Genomic DNA, 15599 nt, shown 5'->3' with positions numbered 1-15599 from the left:
CGAAGGACACACCAATGACAAATACTCCCCTTCCCGACCACCTGATTGATGGTGGTCACGCGCATGCGTCCGAGACCTCCCTGCACGCGGAGGACAAGGGTTACCACAAGAACCTCAAGCCCCGGCAGATCCAGATGATCGCGATCGGCGGCGCGATCGGCACCGGCCTGTTCCTGGGCGCCGGCGGCCGGCTCAACGCCGCGGGCCCGTCCCTGGTCATCGCCTACGCGGTCTGCGGATTCTTCGCGTTCCTGATCCTGCGCGCCCTGGGCGAACTGGTCCTGCACCGGCCCTCCTCGGGCTCGTTCGTCTCCTACGCCCGCGAATTCTTCGGCGAAAAAGCCGCGTTCGTCTCCGGCTGGTTCTACTGGATCAACTGGGCCACCACCACCATCGTGGACATCACCGCCGCCGCCCTCTACATGCACTTCTTCGGCAACTACATCCCCTGGATGGCCGACGTCCCCCAGTGGGCCTGGGCACTGACCGCCCTCATCGTCGTCCTGGCCCTGAACCTGGTCTCGGTCAAGGTCTTCGGCGAAATGGAATTCTGGTTCGCCCTGATCAAGGTCGCCGCCCTGGTCGCGTTCCTCATCATCGGCACCTACTTCGTCATCTTCGGCACCCCCGTGGACGGCCAACAGGTCGGCATCAGCCTCCTGTCCGACAACGGCGGGATCTTCCCCAACGGCCTGCTGCCCATGATCATCCTCATGCAGGGCGTCCTGTTCGCCTACGCCTCCATCGAACTCGTCGGCACCGCCGCCGGCGAAACCGAAAACCCCGAAAAAATCATGCCCAAGGCCATCAACTCCGTGGTCTTCCGCATCGCCGTGTTCTACGTCGGCTCCGTGATCCTCCTGGCCCTGCTGCTGCCCTTCACCTCCTACCAAAAAGGCGTCAGCCCCTTCGTGACCTTCTTCGGCTCCATCGGCGTCCAGGGCGTAGACGTCATCATGAACCTCGTCGTCCTCACCGCCGCCCTGTCCTCCCTGAACGCCGGACTCTACTCCACCGGCCGGATCCTGCGCTCCATGTCCGTCAACGGCTCCGCCCCCCGCTTCGCCTCCCGCATGAACAAAGCAGGCGTCCCCTACGGCGGCATCGCCATCACCGCCACCGTCTCCCTCCTCGGCGTCCCCCTGAACTACCTCGTCCCCGCCGAAGCCTTCGAAATCGTCCTGAACATCGCCTCCGTGGGCATCATCATGACCTGGGCCACCATCGTCCTGTGCCAAATCCAACTTAAACGCTGGGCCGACAAAGGCTGGGTCACCCGCCCCTCCTTCCGCATGTTCGGCGCCCCCTACACCGGCTACCTCTCCCTGCTCTTCCTCATCGGCGTCCTCATCATGGTCTTCATCGACTCACCCCTGACCATGCTCGTCACCGCCATCGCCTCCATCCTCATGGTCGCCGGCTGGTACGCCTGCCGCACCCGCATCCGCCAAATCGCCGAAACCCGCGACGGCTACACCGGCATGTCGCCGGTGGTTGCCAATGCCCCGGCGGAGACCTTCAAAAAGTAGCTGCCCTGAACGACGGCGGCACCCAGGTCCTGGAAATCCAGGAGCCGGGTGCCGCCGTCGGGCGTTTAAGGCAGTGGCTCTTCTACTTTGACGGTTTGACCACCATGGCCGATCCGCCGCCGCGCCTGACCGGCTCGGCTGCCGCTAGTGTCCGGCCGTCCCCCAGGAATTCGATGGCGGTGGCCGCCCCGATCTCCGAGGCGGAGGAGAACGAGTCGCCCGATGGGGTCAGGGTGTGCGCGAAGCGCGACGTCAGTGCTGCGCCGTACTTGTCGATGAACGCCGGCTCAGCAGTGACGGCCTTGGTGTTCCGCTGTGAAGCACGGGGAGCGGCGATGGCGTCCGGGATGCTCATGCCCAGGTCGATGCGGTTGACCAGCGTCTGCAGCACCGTGGTGATGATGGTGGAGCCGCCCGGGGAGCCCAGGGCCAGGAACGGCTTGCCGTCCTCCAGCAGGATGGTGGGCGACATGGACGACCGCGGCCGCTTGCCCGGCTCGATCCGGTTGGGGTCGGCAGGGTCATAGACCGTGGAGAAGTCGGTCAGCTCGTTGTTGAGCAGGAACCCGCGGCCGGGAACCACCATGCCGGAGCCGCCGGTCTGTTCGATGGTCAGCGTGTACTCGACGACGTTGCCCCACTTGTCCGAGACGGTCATGTTGGTGGTGGAGATGTTTTCCGTGTCCTTCTCATCCGCGAGCGCAGCCGGTTTGACCGGGCAGGTGCCGTCGTAGGAGGTGACATCGCCTGCGGTCTTCAAGGGCTTAATAGCCGCGTGCATGGGATCAAGCTCGCAGGCACGCTCCTTGCCGAAGATGGGATCGGTCAGCGCCTTGGTGGGCACCTTCACGAACGCGGGGTCCCCCACGTACTTGGCACGGTCCGCGAAAGCCAGGGCGCTGGCCTCCAGGTAGTGGTGCAGCACGGCGGGCTGGTCAGCCTTGAGGGACGGGAGGTTGAACACGTCCAGGATGTTCAGCGACTCACCCACGGTGGTGCCGCCACTGCTGGAGGGTGCCATGCCGTAGACGTCATAGCCACGGTAGTTCACGTGGGTGGGGTCCTGGTCCAGGGCCTTGTAGTGCTCCAGGTCCTCCTCGGTCATGGAGCCTTTGGGCACAGGAAGCTTGGTGTCCGGAGACTTGGGCGGGTTCTGTACGGTCTTGGCGATCTCCTTGGCCAGCGCTCCGTCGTAGAACGCGTCCATGCCCTTGTCTGCCAGCAGCCGGTAGGTGTCGGCGAGGTCAGGGTTCTTGAAGACCGAGCCCACCTCCGGGAGCTTCCCGTTATGCAGGTACAGGTCCTTGGTTGAGGTGAAGGCTTCGAACCGTTTCTGGTTGTCCGCCGTCTGGCTCCGGAACGTCTCGTCCACCACGAACCCGCGGTCCGCCACCTCGATGGCGGGTTCGAGCGCCTTCTTCAGGCTGAACTTTCCCCAGCGCTCCAGCGCGCGCTCCCAGGTGGCAGGCGTCCCCGGAACACCCACCGAGACGCCACTGGTGACAAGCTCGGGAGTGAACGGGTAGGGCTTGCCGGTGGCCGGATCGATGAACGCATCATGGGTAATCCCCGCCGGAGCCGTCTCGCGGCCGTCAATGGTGCTGACCTTTCCGGACTTCGCGTCGTAGTAAACGAAATATCCGCCGCCGCCAATGCCGGCGCTGTAGGGTTCGGTGACGCCAAGGGTGGCCGCAGCAGCCACGGCGGCGTCCACCGCGTTGCCTCCGTGACGGAGGACGTCAATGGCCGCCGCTGAAGCTTCCGGGTCCACGGTGCTGACGGCACCGCCGTAACCGGTGGCGGTGGGATTCTTGTCCGTGTGCCGTTCATCGGCGCCGTGTTGGTTGGTGGCAAAAGCAGGACTGATGGCCCCGGTGGTAACGCTCATAGCCAGCGCTGCAGTAACAGCTGCGAGCCGGCCTCCATAATGTGGCATGGTGGCTCCTAATTGGGGATTTGAGTGATGTGGGCCACGCTACTCTTCGGGTAGGACACACTCAACGGCTCCGGAAAGGCAGAGTGCACCATGGCAGGATCCAAGCTCGCAGTGGTGGGCGCCGGGAGCGTCGGGACGTCGCTGGCGTACGCCGCGCTGATCCGCGGCTCCGCCAGCAGTATCGCCTTGTACGACGTCAACACGCCCAAGGCGGAGGCGGAAGCACTGGATCTTGCCCACGGCAGCCAGTTCGCCGCGGCGTCGGCCACCGTCACCGGCGGCGGGGATATCGCCGTCACGGAAGGCGCCGACGTCGTGGTCATCACGGCCGGTGCCAAGCAGAACCCAGGCCAGAGCCGCCTTGACCTGGCGGGGACCAACGTCCGGATCCTCGAGCAGCTGATGCCGCCTCTGCTGGAACGTGCGCCGGATGCTGTCTATGTCCTGGTGACCAACCCCTGCGACGTCCTGACGGTGGCTGCCCAGCGCATCTCCGGGCTGCCACCGGAACGGATTTTCTCCTCCGGCACGGTGCTGGATACGTCCCGGCTGCGGTGGCTCCTGGCCCTGGAGGCCGGGGTTTCCGTTACCAGCGTCCACGCCAGCATGGTGGGAGAGCACGGGGACACGGAGTTCCCGTTGTGGTCCGGCGCCACGATCGGTCCGGTCCCCATCAGGGACTGGACGGTGGGCGGGGAGCGGATCTTCACGCCCGAATACCTCGCCGGCACCGCCCGTGAAGTGGTGCAGGCCGCCTACAAGGTCATCGCCGGAAAAGGGGCCACGAACTACGCCATCGGCCTGTCCGGTGCCCGCATTGTGGAGGCGCTGCTCCGGGACGACAACGCTGTCCTTCCGGTTTCCACTGTGCTGTCGGGGCTGTACGGGATTTCCGGCGTGGCGCTGTCCCTCCCCAGCGTGGTGGGAAGGGGCGGGGTGCACCGTGTCCTGGAAACGCCCATGGACGACGTCGAGCTGGCCGCCCTGCACCATTCCGCGGACACGCTGCGGAACACAATGGACATGCTGGGGGTTTGAGCAGCGGCACGTCATGCAACGCCACCGCAACCCCGCCCGGTGCCTGCTTCACATATGCTCACCTGAGATGTCCACGCTGGCTCGACCACGACTGGCTCAATGACGAACCAACAGGAGTAACGCATGACCAACTGGCGGATCAGGGATTTCCACTCGGCGGACCTGGACGGCATCCTGCACCTGTGGGAGACGCTCAAGGCCCACAACGTCGAACCCGTATACGCCCTGTCCGAGGTCCTGGCATCGTGCGAAAAAGACCATGCGGTGGTTGCGGTGCAGGGCGAGCAGGTGGTGGGCGCCGCTGTGGGACGGGCCGCGCATGACCAGGGCTGGATCGTGTTCCTGGCCACCCTTCCCGAGTACCGCGGCAGGGGCATCGGCACCTCGCTGCTCGCCGCCGTCGAAAACCGGATGGCCCCGCACGGCCTGAACAAGCTCTCCGCCCTGATGCCTGAGTCCGAAACCCGCGTGGAGGCCTTCCTGGGCCGCGGCTTCGCACTCAAGAAGAACCTGCGCTACTTCGAGCGGACCATTCCCGTCCAGCGCCAGGAGCTCGGCGCCCTGGGCCAGCTGGGCGGCCGCGTCCTGGCCCGCGACCTTTGGGAAAACGTTGCCGGCATGCGCAGGGAAAAGGAACTGCTGGAACGGCGCCTGGTGCTGCCGCTCGCCGAGGCGGACCTGGCCGATGAATTCGGCGTGGTGCCGCCGCGCGCCGTCGTCCTTTTCGGGCCTCCCGGCACCGGCAAGACCACCTTTGCCAAGGCCATCGCCTCCCGGCTGGAGTGGCCGTTCGTGGAGGTCTTCCCGTCCCGCCTGGCCGGCGACCCGCAGGGCCTGGCCGGCGCGCTGCGCGAGACCTTCCTGGAAATCGCGGAACTGGAGCACGCGGTGGTGTTCATCGACGAGGTGGAGGAGATCGCTTCCCAGCGCGCCGGTGATCCGCCGTCACCGCTGCAGGGGGTGACCAACGAGCTGCTGAAGATCATTCCCGCATTCCGGGAACAGCCCGGCAGGCTCCTGGTCTGCGCCACCAACTTCATCCGCGCCCTCGACTCGGCCTTCCTGCGCCACGGGCGGTTCGACTACGTCATCCCCATCGGGCTGCCGGACCGGCAGGCCCGGGAGGCGATGTGGCAGCGTTTCATCCCGGCGGCCGTGGTGGATGCCGTGGACGTGGAACTCCTGGTGGAACGTACCGAGGGCTTCTCCCCGGCCGACATCGAGTACGCGGCCCGCAGCGCCTCCCAGCGGGCGCTGGAAAAAGCCGTGTACGACGACGGCGGGCTGGCCTCCGGGGGCGACGTTTCCGTCCGCGCCGCCGTCAGGAAAGGTCCCTCCACCCAGGACTACCTCGACGCCATTGGTGATACCCGCACCACCGTGAGCGCGGAGGTGCAGGCGGACTTCCTGGAGGACATCGAAGCGCTGGGACGGGTCTAGTCCCCGGCTGCTCCGCAGGACGCCTGCAGGGCACCGCATACAGGGACCTTTGCCCCTTTGCCCGGTTCCGGGCGGACGCCAGAGTAGTGGTCATGGCAAGAATCCTGATCCCGTACGGAACTTCGGAAGGGCAAACGGCCCGCATCGCCGACTACATCTCTGATGTCCTGCAGGCCCACGGGCACCAGGCCGACACGTTGGACCTCAAGCACGCAGACCACGGCCTGCCTGACGGCTATGACGGCGTCATAGTGGGTGCTTCCATCCATGCCGGAAAGCACGAGGCCTACGTGGCCGATTTTGTCCGCCGGAACCGGTCCGGCCTGGAGCGCCTGCCGGCCGCCCTGTTCTCGGTCAGCCTCTCGGCGCACGCGGAGCCGGAAGAGGCGGAAAAGTACGTTGCGGAGTTCGAGGACAGCACCGGCTGGCATCCTGACAAGGTGGCGATGTTCGGCGGCGCCCTCCTCTACACCCAGTACGGATTCCTCAAGCGCATGATGATGAAGAAGATCGTCAGCGGCCAGGGCAGCCCGGATACGGACACCGGCCGCGACTACATCTACACGGAATGGGACGGGGTGCGGCGGTTCGCGGAGGAGTTCCTGGTCTACTTGGAGCGGGAGCCCGGGCCGGAATCGTAGCGGAGGTTCTCGTAGTCGGTGTCGTCGGCCTCATCCAGCTGCGCGTCGAATTCCTCCAGCAGCCAGGGATTGGCCCGAGCTAAAATCTTGCGGACCTCCTCCACCTCCACGGCTGCGTAAAGCACCGGCCTGGCGTCCCGGTACTTTGTCACCGGGGGCTTGTCCGGCCACTTCTCCGCCAGCGCCTGGACGCGTTCGGGCAGGGAGTTGTGCGCATTGTCGGCGATCTTGACCAGGGCGGCGTCATGGTCCCCGGCGATCTCCCGGATGCCGGACTGGTAATCGTCGGGGTCGCTGTGCAGGCGGTTGGTGACGCGCTCGATGATGTCCACGGAGCGCTCGGGAACCCCCATGTCCAGCAGGGCCTGCCGTGTCATCGGTGTGTCCTCGGCGATGTCGTGGAGGTAACCCGCGATCCGGATCTCGTCGTCGAAGTCCGCCAGGGCATCCCCGACGGCAAGGACATGGTCCCGGTAGGGCCGCTTCAGCTTGTCCTTCTGCCGGTTGTGGGCAACCTCTGCGAGGACTTTGGCGGTCTCCACCGTGAACCTTGGCGTCCGGGCCTGGGCCGGAATGTGCTCGTCTGACATCTACCAAGCTTAGCCAGCGGCCGGGCGGTCCATCCCGGGCCACACCCAGGGTTCGCGGGGCAACCGTGCCGGGTCCAGGGCCTGCAGTGCGTGGCCCAGCGTTCCGGCGGGTAATCCCAGGGACTCCAGCAGCAGGTTCCGCACGTCGTGGGCACCCACCCCGGCCTGGGCGAGGTCCGCCAGCGTGACCGCTCCATCGCGCTTTGCCAGCCTCACGCCGTCGCGGTTCACCACCAAGGGAACATGCACATATTCCGGGACGGGAATATGCAGGAGCGAGGCGAGATAAGCCTGCCGGGGCGTTGAGGGGAGCAGGTCGTCGCCGCGGACCACCTGGTCTATGCCCTGCGCGGCATCATCCACCACGACGGCAAGGTTGTAGGCGGTTACCCCGTCATTCCTGCGAAGCACGAAGTCGTCCACAGCCCCGGTGAACTCGCCGTGGAGGACGTCCTGGACCGTGTATTCCCGCACATGCGCCCGCAGGCGGATGGCGGCCGGCCGCGTGGACCGCTTGTACTCCAGTTCCGCCCGGTCCAGGTTGCGGCATGTGCCGGGATAGGCACCCTGCGGAGCATGCGGGGCGGACGGCGCCTCCTGGATCTCGCGGCGGGTGCAGAAGCACTCGTACGTCAGGCCGGACTCTTCAAGCCGTGTGATCGCCGCGGCGTAGAGGGGCCCGCGGTCGGTTTGCCGGACCACATCGCCGTCCCAGGTGATGCCCACTGCCGCCAGATCTCGCAGCTGCACGGCCTCCGCTCCTGCGCGGGCGCGGTCCAGGTCCTCCACCCGCAGCAGGAAGCGGCGTCCGGTGGAGCGGGCGAAAAGCCAGGCGAGGATGGCGGTCCGCAGGTTTCCCACGTGCAGCTCACCGGACGGGCTGGGGGCGAAGCGGCCGGCGGAGGTCATGGATCAACCCTAAACGGAAGCACACAAGAGCCCCTCAGCTACCGATGACTCCGGGAGGCGGGCGTCGGTAGCTCAGGGGCTCTTGCCGTGTTTGCAGAATGAGCGTGGTGTGAACAAGCGTCAATCAGCGGCGGCTTCCTTGCGGGAAGCGGTGTCCAGGTGCCGGGTGGTGTGCCGGGGAAACTGTAGCCTGCGCGGACCAGCGGTAGCTTTTGTCCTTGTTGCCACTATTCCAGCAGAGAACATACAGTTGGGACAATTGGCCCAACTTGAGTTGATCAGTTTGATCAATCCCTGAGGCCAGCAGTAACAGGAAGTGGTCAGATTGCAGGAACTGGACGCCACCGACCGGCGCATCCTGAATGCCCTGGACCAGGATCCGCGTGTCCCCATCATGGTGCTTGCCCAGCGGCTGGGCCTCGCCCGCGGAACCGTCCAGAGCCGGCTGGAGCGGATGACGGCATCCGGCGCCCTCCGCCCCAACAGCAGCCGGGTGCTTCCGGCGGCCCTGGGACGGGGCGTGGCCGCCGCGGTCAGCGCAGAGCTGGACCAGAGCCACCTGAACGAGGCTATCGCTGCCCTGCGTGAAATTCCCGAAGTCCTGGAGTGCCATGCGCCGGCCGGCGATACCGACCTCTTGATCCGCGTGGTGGCCAAGAGCCCCGACGACCTCTACCGGGTGTCGGAGGAGATCCGGCTCTGCCCGGGCATCGTCCGCACGTCCACCAGCATGTTCCTCCGCGAAGTCATCCCGTACCGGACCACCGGGCTCCTGGGGGACCAGGCGGAGTAGGCGGGGACCACAGGGGCACCACTCCCCATCGCCGCACGGAGGATGCCCCGTTAGGCTGGCACGGAAGAGCCAACAGCGGGGGAGCCAACAGGGGGCAGCATGGCGGGAAACTTTTACGGCGGCGATGTGGCGCAGCTGCGGCAACTCGCCAAGGACCTGGCTGCCGGCGCCAACCGGCTCAACGTCCTGGGGCAGCAGCTCAGCAGCAGCATTGGTTCCGGCCTGTGGAAAGGGCGCGACGGCGACAGGTTCCGCAGCGAGTGGACGTCATCGCACGCCAGGCTGCTGAGGTCGGCAACGGCAGGGCTGGAGTCGGCCGCCAGGACACTCCTTGCCAACGCGGACGAACAAGAGAAGGCCAGCACTGGTGGACCGGGAGGCCCCGGGTCGGGCGGATCCGGGAGCGGAACCGCCCAGGATCTGACAGACAGACTGAATGCCATGACCCCGGCCGAGCGGCGCGCCTACCTGCTGAGCGACGGGTTCCGCCAGTGGGCCCAGGCGAACCCGGAGGCAGCCAAAACCGCCATGGACGCCGCGGCGGACTCCGGCCTGATCAGCAAGAACTCCAAGGGCTACCAGGACTTCCTCAATTCCTACTGGAACCGGCAGGCGATGCTGGACATGGGCATTGATCCAGCCGACTGGGACACGTCAAAAGGTACGGAATACAACTGGGAGACCATCACCAAGGTCTACGACTTTTACGGCCAGGCCTACCTTGCCAACCCGGACCTGCAGTGGGCAGGCATGGCCAACATGATTGGCCCGTCCTTCGCCGGCGGATTCCGGGACATGGCCATGCTGCGGGATTTGGCTCAACAAATCACCGACAATCCAGCCTCGGACATCCCCCTTCCCGTCCTGGACCAGCTGGAACAGCTCGCAGGGATGACGGATGCGGAAATCCGCTTCTATGAAACCAGCATGCTGGACATGAACAAGGAAATCTTCCTGGACCAGGCGCGCCAGCACCAGGCGTATCTGAACGGTGGCATCGGTGAGATCAACCGCCTTCGCGACTCCGGCGCCATCGACCAGGCCACGGCCAACGCGTGGGCGCAGATCGATTCGGGAGATCCCGACCAGGTCCGTGAAGGAAACACGGCCCTCCTGTACCGCGAGCAGAACGAAATTATCGCGGACGACTACGACAACATGCGCGGCCACCCTGGAGGGGAAGCCGTGACCTATATGGTGACGCTCGCCGGGGAACCCTCCATCCCGGGCGCCAAAAGCTACCCCGAGGTGTTTCCCTACAGCTTCAGCGTGGAAAGCCCCGGTCCCGAGAACATCCCCTTCACCAGCTGGGACAATCCTGCCCAGTTCCGCACCGACTTCACCACGGGCTTCCCCGACGGCAACATCGCCAACGCGGACCAGCGCTGGAACCTCATCCGGCAGGACACCCTCCCCGCTTACCAACATCTTCTGGCCACGGACCCGGACCGGGCGGCGCAGATCATCGGCTCCGACTTTGACGGCCGGGTGGACCAGTACCGTCCCACCAACAACATTCCCGGCATCATGGACCGGTTCCTTGACGGGTTCGACGCGGAGGTCCACCAGTGATTGCGCCCCGCCGACGCGCCGCACCCGGCGAACGGACCGCCGTCGTCATTGCCCTCGTTTCACTCCTTGTCCTGGCCGGCTGCAAAGCGCCAACTCCGGCCGATCCGACCACCGCCACTTCATCTTCTGCAGGGAGCCCCGTGAAAACCTCCGCTTTCTCCACCCTTGACGCCGCCGGCGTGGAAAGTATCCGCACCACCGGGACGGCCCGCCTGGATATGAGCTCGGGACGCCTGGAAAAGGACGCCGTCCGCGTCACCAAGGACAGTTACGGCCCCGAGATCAATACCCGGGGTTCGGGCAAGATCAGCCTCAGCATCCTGGCGCCCAACGGCGAAATAACCGCCGAAACGGACCGGATCCGTTTCAACACCACAGACCGGCGGACGGACTTCAGCGAGGTCACCTACTTCCTCACCGCCGGCTCACCTGACGAGTACTTTGAGCTGATCAGGGACGGCGTGCAACGCTACGGGATAGCAGCGGAGCCGGCTGAAGAATGGATCAGCAGCACCCAGGCGGATCCTGCTTCCAAGAGCGATTTCTCCATCACGCCGGGAACAGGCACCGGACTGACGGTGAACTACGATCTCCGCTACGACGGCAGCAAGGACACGCAGGTGATCATCGTCCACATCCTGCCTGCCGACTGACATGCGGACCGCGGGGACCTAGACGGGCGGACCCGCGTTGGACTTGAGGTTCTTCATGACCAGCGTTGACGTCAGCCGTTCAACGCCGGGCAGCGATGTGAGCTCGGTGTCGTAGAAGCGCTGGTACGCCGGCAGGTCCTCCGCTATGACCTTCAGCAGATAGTCCGGTGAACCAAACAGCCGCTGTGCCTCCACAATGTTCGGGTTGTCCGCCACCCGGTTCTCGAAAATCTCCATGGTGGGGCGGTCCACCTGGCGGAGCGTGACGAAAACGATCGCCTCGAACCCCAGGCCCACCGCCGCGGGGTCGATGTCTGCCTTGTACCCGCGGATCACCCCGGACAACTCCAGGTCGCGCAGCCGCCGGTGGCAGGGAGCCACCGTCAGGCCCACCTTCGCTGCCAGCGCGGTGGCGGTCATGCGCCCGTCCTCCTGGAGGTGCCGCAAGATATTCCTGTCAATCTTGTCTATCACGCAATAAACATACTGCTGTCACCGCGGGGCGGGCGAAAACAGGACAGCACTTATGGCTGGATTCTCCCTATGGTTGCTCCTGAGAGCCTTTCGACAGGAGAAACCCGATGAACCCGCAGTTGTTCCTTGCCTTCCTGGTGGTTGCTGCAGCCCTGGCCTGCACGCCGGGGGTGGACTGGGCCTACACCATCGCGGCGGGCCTGCGGCAGCGCAGTTTCGCCCCCGCGGTTGCCGGGCTCTGCGGCGGATACGTCCTTCACACCGTCCTGCTGGTGGCCGGGCTGGCCGCCGTGCTGGCAGGCATGCCCGGGGTCCTGGGCTGGATTACCCTGGCCGGCGCGGGCTACCTGCTGTGGCTGGGGGTGGGAACCCTCCGGTCCTGGCGCGGCGCGAGCTTCAGCGCGGACGCGCCCGGCGCCGCCCGAATACAGGCCGCCGGAACACAGCTGCGCACCTTCCTGCAGGGGATGGGCACCAGCGGGATCAACCCCAAGGGCCTGCTCTTTTATGTGGCCCTCATACCGCAGTTCGTCAGCTCCGAGGCCTCCCTGCCCGTGCCGGTGCAGTCCGGGCTGCTGGGCATGACGTTCGTGGCACTGGCGGGCCTGGTTTACACGGTGGTGGCCCTGCTCTCGCGCTCCCTGCTGCAAAGCAGGCCCGGCGCCGCCCGGGCAGTAACGCTTGCCAGCGGTATCATCATGGTGGCACTGGGGGCCGTGCTGCTCGGCGAGCAGCTGGTGCCGTTCCTGGCCGGCCGCCCCCAGTAGCCGGTCCGGGTTCCTACTCTCCGCCGAGTTCCTTCCAGTCCTGCTCCCAGATCCGCCGCATTTCCTCATCCTTGCGGATGCGCGGCGGCGCCTCGAGTTCGCGCTGCGGTTCCGGGTCCCCGCGCCGGCGTCCCCAGTCGCGGGGATTCAGCGACCGCCGGCCCGATTCCAGCACGAGCAATGCCCGGTCCGTCAGCGCGTCGTTGCGGAGCACAAGGTGTGTCTTGCGACGGCGCAAAACTTCGGCGATGGCCTGGTGCGCAGCCTCCAGCCGGCCTTCACGCCGCAGGGCACGGGCGCGGACCAGCAGCAGGGCAGCGGAGAGATCGTCCGCGTTCAGCAGCCCCTCCGTCCAGTCAATGACCGTGCGGCTTCGTCCCAGGGTGAGGGCCAGCGAGCAGCGCGCCAGGGCCATGGGAAGCGATGGCGGCAGCCCGCCCAGTGCGTCGAGCGCCGCTTCGGTGCGGCCCGTCTCGCGCAGCGCATGGGACAGGGCAAGGAACACCGATTCCTCGCTAAACAGCACGGGGATCTCCACCCGCTCGGCCAGTTCGATCCGGGTGACGATACGGGTGAGGTAGGTCGATGAGTAACGGTTGGCTTCGTCGTCATTGCGGGTGGCGAGCCCCCGTTGCAGGAGTTCCGACGCCCGCAGGTAGCCGCCGTGCTTGTACGCCAGGAGCCCGCCCATGAGGTAGCAGAGCCCCGCCCACCCGGGGTAGGCGCGCGCCAGGGTGATCAGGCGCTCCGGTTCGTGGCTGGTGAAGACGGCTTCATGAACCGCCTTGGCAGGCTTGGGCAGCAGCCGCTTGAGCCGCGGCACCTCGCCGTCGATGGAGAGCAGGGCAGGGTTGCGGCCGCCGAGGACGCCGGTCAGCAGGCCGCCCACTCCCCCGGCAAGGTCGTGGACAGGGGTGCGCAGCTGGGCCTGCCCGAACGGTGTGAGGTCGCGGTTGTCCCAGTAGATCGGTGCGGTCTCCCCGGCGCTCATCTTTCCATGCTAACCGGGAGGGATCTCCGGCTTCCCCGCCATGAACCATTCAGTAAAGGAGCGGGCACGGCCGGATCCATCAAACCTGATCACCCACAGATTGTCGTACGTGGGCCTGCCGCCCGAGTAGGTGGTGAGGCCCTGGACAAAGGCGGTGTCGCCGTCGCACCCCAGCAGTTCCCAGCTGAACGTCCAGTCGGTTGGCTCGTCACGTGCCGCCAGCCAGCCCTGGACGATCCCGTCCTGGCCGCGCCAGGGTTCGGGATCATGGGGACGCGTCTCGTAGAGCGCGTCCGGGGCAAACAGGTTGCGGATGTCATCGGCGCCGTTGCTGGTCCAGGCAGCCTGGTATTTTTCCATCCAGGCGTGGACATGGTCCCGGGCTGAAGCTGGCTGGGTCATACCTTGGTTGTACCCGGGCAGGGTCCGGGGCGCAATGGACTCAGCCGTTGGCGGCGGCGATCCACACACCAATGACCCAGGTGCTGGCGGCAAGGCAGGCCAGCCCGAACTCCGCGAGCATCCCCAGCCCGGTGGCCTTCAGCGCGGCCCAGCTGGACTTCGCCGCCGTCGAAAAATTCCGAGTCCGGAGGAACTCGCTGGCCAGCAGCCCGGCCGCGAAACCAACGAAGAGGCCCACCACAGGGATGATGAACATCCCCACCACGCCCGCCACGAGGGCCACCACAATGCTGCGGCTGGGAATGGCATGCTGCTTGAGCTTCCTGCCGGTGAGGACGGCACCCGCCGTCATCCCCGCGGCGACAAAGATCATGGCCACCGCAAACACGACCCACCCCGCAGACCCGGCGCCGCCCCAGATGGCCCACGCCAGCAGGCTCACGCCAATGAGGACGCTGCCTGGCAGGACGGGAATGATGGTGCCGGCCACCCCCACCAGGATCGCCAGGCCGCACAGGATGGTCACCACGGTTTCGGAGCTCATGGACTTCAGTCTAGGGCCGGCCCTTAACGCCCGACGGCGGTGCCTCCTTCGGGGAAGGAGGCACCGCCGTCGTGGTTTCTGCCGGAAAGGGGATTTACTCCGCTTCCACCGCCGCGGCGACGGCCGCGGTGACCGCCGGTGCCACGCGGGGATCCAGCGGGCTGGGGACGATGTAGTCAGCCGAGAGGTCCTCGGCGGCGAGCCCGGCGATGGCGCGCGCCGCTGCGAGCTTCATGGCCGGGGTGATGCGGCGGGCGCCGGCGTCGAGGGCACCGCGGAAGACGCCGGGGAACGCCAGGACGTTGTTGATCTGGTTGGGGAAGTCGCTGCGGCCGGTGGCCACCACGGCGGCGTACTTTACGGCCACCTCGGGCAGGACTTCGGGATCCGGGTTGGACAGGGCGAACACGATGGCGTCCTGGTTCATCGATGCCAGGTGCGCCTCGTCCAGCTTCGAGGAGGAGACGCCGATGAAGACGTCGGCACCGGCCAGCGCTTCAGCAGGTCCGCCGGTGATGCCGCGGGGGTTGCTGCGGCCGGCGAGGTCGGCCTTCTTGCTGTCGGGGCTGGCAGCGAGGTCGGCGCGGCCGCTGTTGATGACTCCGCGGGAGTCGAGCAGGACGACGTCGGTGATCCCGGCTGCGAGCAGGATTTCGGCGACGGCGATCCCCGCCGCGCCGGCGCCGGACACCACTACCTTCAGGCCCTCGAGGCCGCGGCCGGTCACCTTGGCGGCGTTGGTCAGCGCTGCCAGGGCCACGACGGCGGTTCCGTGCTGGTCGTCGTGCATGATCGGGCAGTCAAGGGCTTCGATCAGCTTTTCCTCGAGCTCGAAGCAGCGCGGGGCGGAGATGTCCTCAAGGTTCACGGCGCCGAAGCTGGGGCGCAGGCGGACCAGCGTTTCCACGATCTCGTCCACGTCCGTGGTGTTGAGGACCAGGGGGATGGAATCAAGGTCGCCGAAGGTCTTGAAGAGGGCGGACTTGCCTTCCATGACCGGCAGCGAGGCGCTGGCCCCGATGTTGCCCAGGCCCAGGACGGCAGTGCCGTCGCTGACCACGACCACCAGGCGCTCGGCCCAGGTCAGGGTGCGGGCCAGTTCGGGCTTGGCGTGGATGGCCCGGCTCACCTCGGCCACTCCGGGGGTGTAGGCGATGGACAGGTCCCGCTTGTTGGACAGCGGAACCGTGCTGGTGACGGAGAGCTTGCCGCCCTGGTGGGCCGTGAAGATTTCGTCTTCGGTCAAGGCCGTGGCTGCTGAATCGTCGGTGGCTGTGATTGCGTCAATGGACACGTCGTTGTCTCCTGGTGCTGGCCGTG

Annotated in this window: 16 protein-coding genes; 8 read left to right on the top strand and 8 right to left on the bottom strand. The window is 66.4% G+C overall.

The window, feature by feature from the left end:
* Positions 1–14 precede the first annotated feature (14 nt).
* On the top strand, positions 15–1529 hold the full coding sequence (locus AC3ANU_RS03035) for an amino acid permease (protein WP_134164919.1): 1515 nt from the start codon (positions 15–17) through the stop codon (positions 1527–1529).
* Positions 1530–1611: 82 nt separating this feature from the next.
* Here the strand turns inward: AC3ANU_RS03035 and ggt are convergent, their stop codons facing one another.
* Positions 1612–3465 (bottom strand): gamma-glutamyltransferase, encoded by a 1854-nt coding sequence (ggt, locus tag AC3ANU_RS03030; protein WP_377204915.1) that lies wholly within the window; start codon positions 3463–3465, stop codon positions 1612–1614.
* A gap of 90 nt (positions 3466–3555) precedes the next feature.
* Between ggt and AC3ANU_RS03025 the strand changes: the two genes are divergently transcribed.
* The 3 genes from AC3ANU_RS03025 (at position 3556) to AC3ANU_RS03015 (ending at position 6584) form a co-directional block, all read left to right on the top strand.
* Complete coding sequence (locus AC3ANU_RS03025; protein ID WP_018769713.1) at positions 3556–4503, top strand: L-lactate dehydrogenase; 948 nt, start codon at positions 3556–3558, stop codon at positions 4501–4503.
* A 123-nt stretch (positions 4504–4626) separates the two neighbouring features.
* Positions 4627–5943, top strand: a complete 1317-nt coding sequence (locus tag AC3ANU_RS03020; RefSeq protein WP_018769714.1) for an ATP-binding protein — start codon at positions 4627–4629, stop codon at positions 5941–5943.
* 92 nt (positions 5944–6035) lie between these two features.
* Positions 6036–6584: a flavodoxin domain-containing protein gene (locus AC3ANU_RS03015; RefSeq protein ID WP_488315415.1), complete on the top strand. Its 549-nt coding sequence runs from the start codon at positions 6036–6038 to the stop codon at positions 6582–6584.
* Here the strand turns inward: AC3ANU_RS03015 and AC3ANU_RS03010 are convergent.
* Both AC3ANU_RS03010 and gluQRS read right to left on the bottom strand, forming a co-directional pair.
* Positions 6551–7174 (bottom strand): HD domain-containing protein, encoded by a 624-nt coding sequence (locus AC3ANU_RS03010; RefSeq protein WP_018769716.1) that lies wholly within the window; start codon positions 7172–7174, stop codon positions 6551–6553. The genes AC3ANU_RS03015 and AC3ANU_RS03010 overlap by 34 nt on opposite strands.
* Positions 7175–7183: 9 nt before the next feature.
* Entirely contained in the window at positions 7184–8083 is a 900-nt protein-coding gene (gene gluQRS, locus AC3ANU_RS03005) for a tRNA glutamyl-Q(34) synthetase GluQRS (protein WP_488315414.1), read from the bottom strand.
* A gap of 325 nt (positions 8084–8408) precedes the next feature.
* Here gluQRS and AC3ANU_RS03000 point away from each other — a divergent pair, with 325 nt between their 5' ends.
* The 3 genes from AC3ANU_RS03000 to AC3ANU_RS02990 all read left to right on the top strand — a co-directional run bounded on the left by AC3ANU_RS03000 (position 8409) and on the right by AC3ANU_RS02990 (position 11101).
* Entirely contained in the window at positions 8409–8876 is a 468-nt protein-coding gene (locus AC3ANU_RS03000) for an Lrp/AsnC family transcriptional regulator (RefSeq protein ID WP_018769718.1), read from the top strand.
* Positions 8877–8975: 99 nt separating this feature from the next.
* Complete coding sequence (locus AC3ANU_RS02995; RefSeq protein WP_223993078.1) at positions 8976–10448, top strand: WXG100 family type VII secretion target; 1473 nt, start codon at positions 8976–8978, stop codon at positions 10446–10448.
* Positions 10449–10588: 140 nt separating this feature from the next.
* A complete protein-coding gene (locus tag AC3ANU_RS02990) occupies positions 10589–11101 on the top strand; it encodes a hypothetical protein (RefSeq protein WP_377204916.1) in 513 nt (170 codons plus the stop codon).
* An 18-nt stretch (positions 11102–11119) separates the two neighbouring features.
* Here AC3ANU_RS02990 and AC3ANU_RS02985 read toward each other — a convergent pair whose 3' ends face one another.
* A complete protein-coding gene (locus AC3ANU_RS02985; protein ID WP_134164910.1) occupies positions 11120–11575 on the bottom strand; it encodes an Lrp/AsnC family transcriptional regulator in 456 nt (151 codons plus the stop codon).
* A gap of 107 nt (positions 11576–11682) precedes the next feature.
* Here AC3ANU_RS02985 and AC3ANU_RS02980 point away from each other — a divergent pair, with 107 nt between their 5' ends.
* Complete coding sequence (locus tag AC3ANU_RS02980; protein ID WP_488315413.1) at positions 11683–12342, top strand: LysE family translocator; 660 nt, start codon at positions 11683–11685, stop codon at positions 12340–12342.
* Between the two features lie 13 nt (positions 12343–12355).
* On the opposite strand, the gene AC3ANU_RS02975 is transcribed toward AC3ANU_RS02980, so the two are convergent.
* The 4 genes from AC3ANU_RS02975 to AC3ANU_RS02960 form a co-directional block, all read right to left on the bottom strand.
* Positions 12356–13333 carry a hypothetical protein gene (locus tag AC3ANU_RS02975; protein ID WP_478222682.1) on the bottom strand — a complete coding sequence of 326 codons (978 nt, stop codon included), beginning with the start codon at positions 13331–13333 and terminating at the stop codon, positions 12356–12358.
* A gap of 9 nt (positions 13334–13342) precedes the next feature.
* Positions 13343–13735 (bottom strand): nuclear transport factor 2 family protein, encoded by a 393-nt coding sequence (locus AC3ANU_RS02970; RefSeq protein WP_134164907.1) that lies wholly within the window; start codon positions 13733–13735, stop codon positions 13343–13345.
* Between the two features lie 40 nt (positions 13736–13775).
* On the bottom strand, positions 13776–14279 hold the full coding sequence (locus AC3ANU_RS02965; RefSeq protein WP_018769725.1) for a DUF456 domain-containing protein: 504 nt from the start codon (positions 14277–14279) through the stop codon (positions 13776–13778).
* Between the two features lie 94 nt (positions 14280–14373).
* Entirely contained in the window at positions 14374–15573 is a 1200-nt protein-coding gene (locus AC3ANU_RS02960; protein WP_488315412.1) for an NAD(P)-dependent malic enzyme, read from the bottom strand.
* Between the last annotated feature and the right edge of the window lie 26 nt (positions 15574–15599).

The sequence above is a fragment of the Arthrobacter sp. SDR-2R genome, assembly GCF_057747955.1.
The sequence above is the reverse complement of the archived record's forward strand: the minus strand, read 5'-3'. Positions and strand labels throughout refer to the sequence as shown.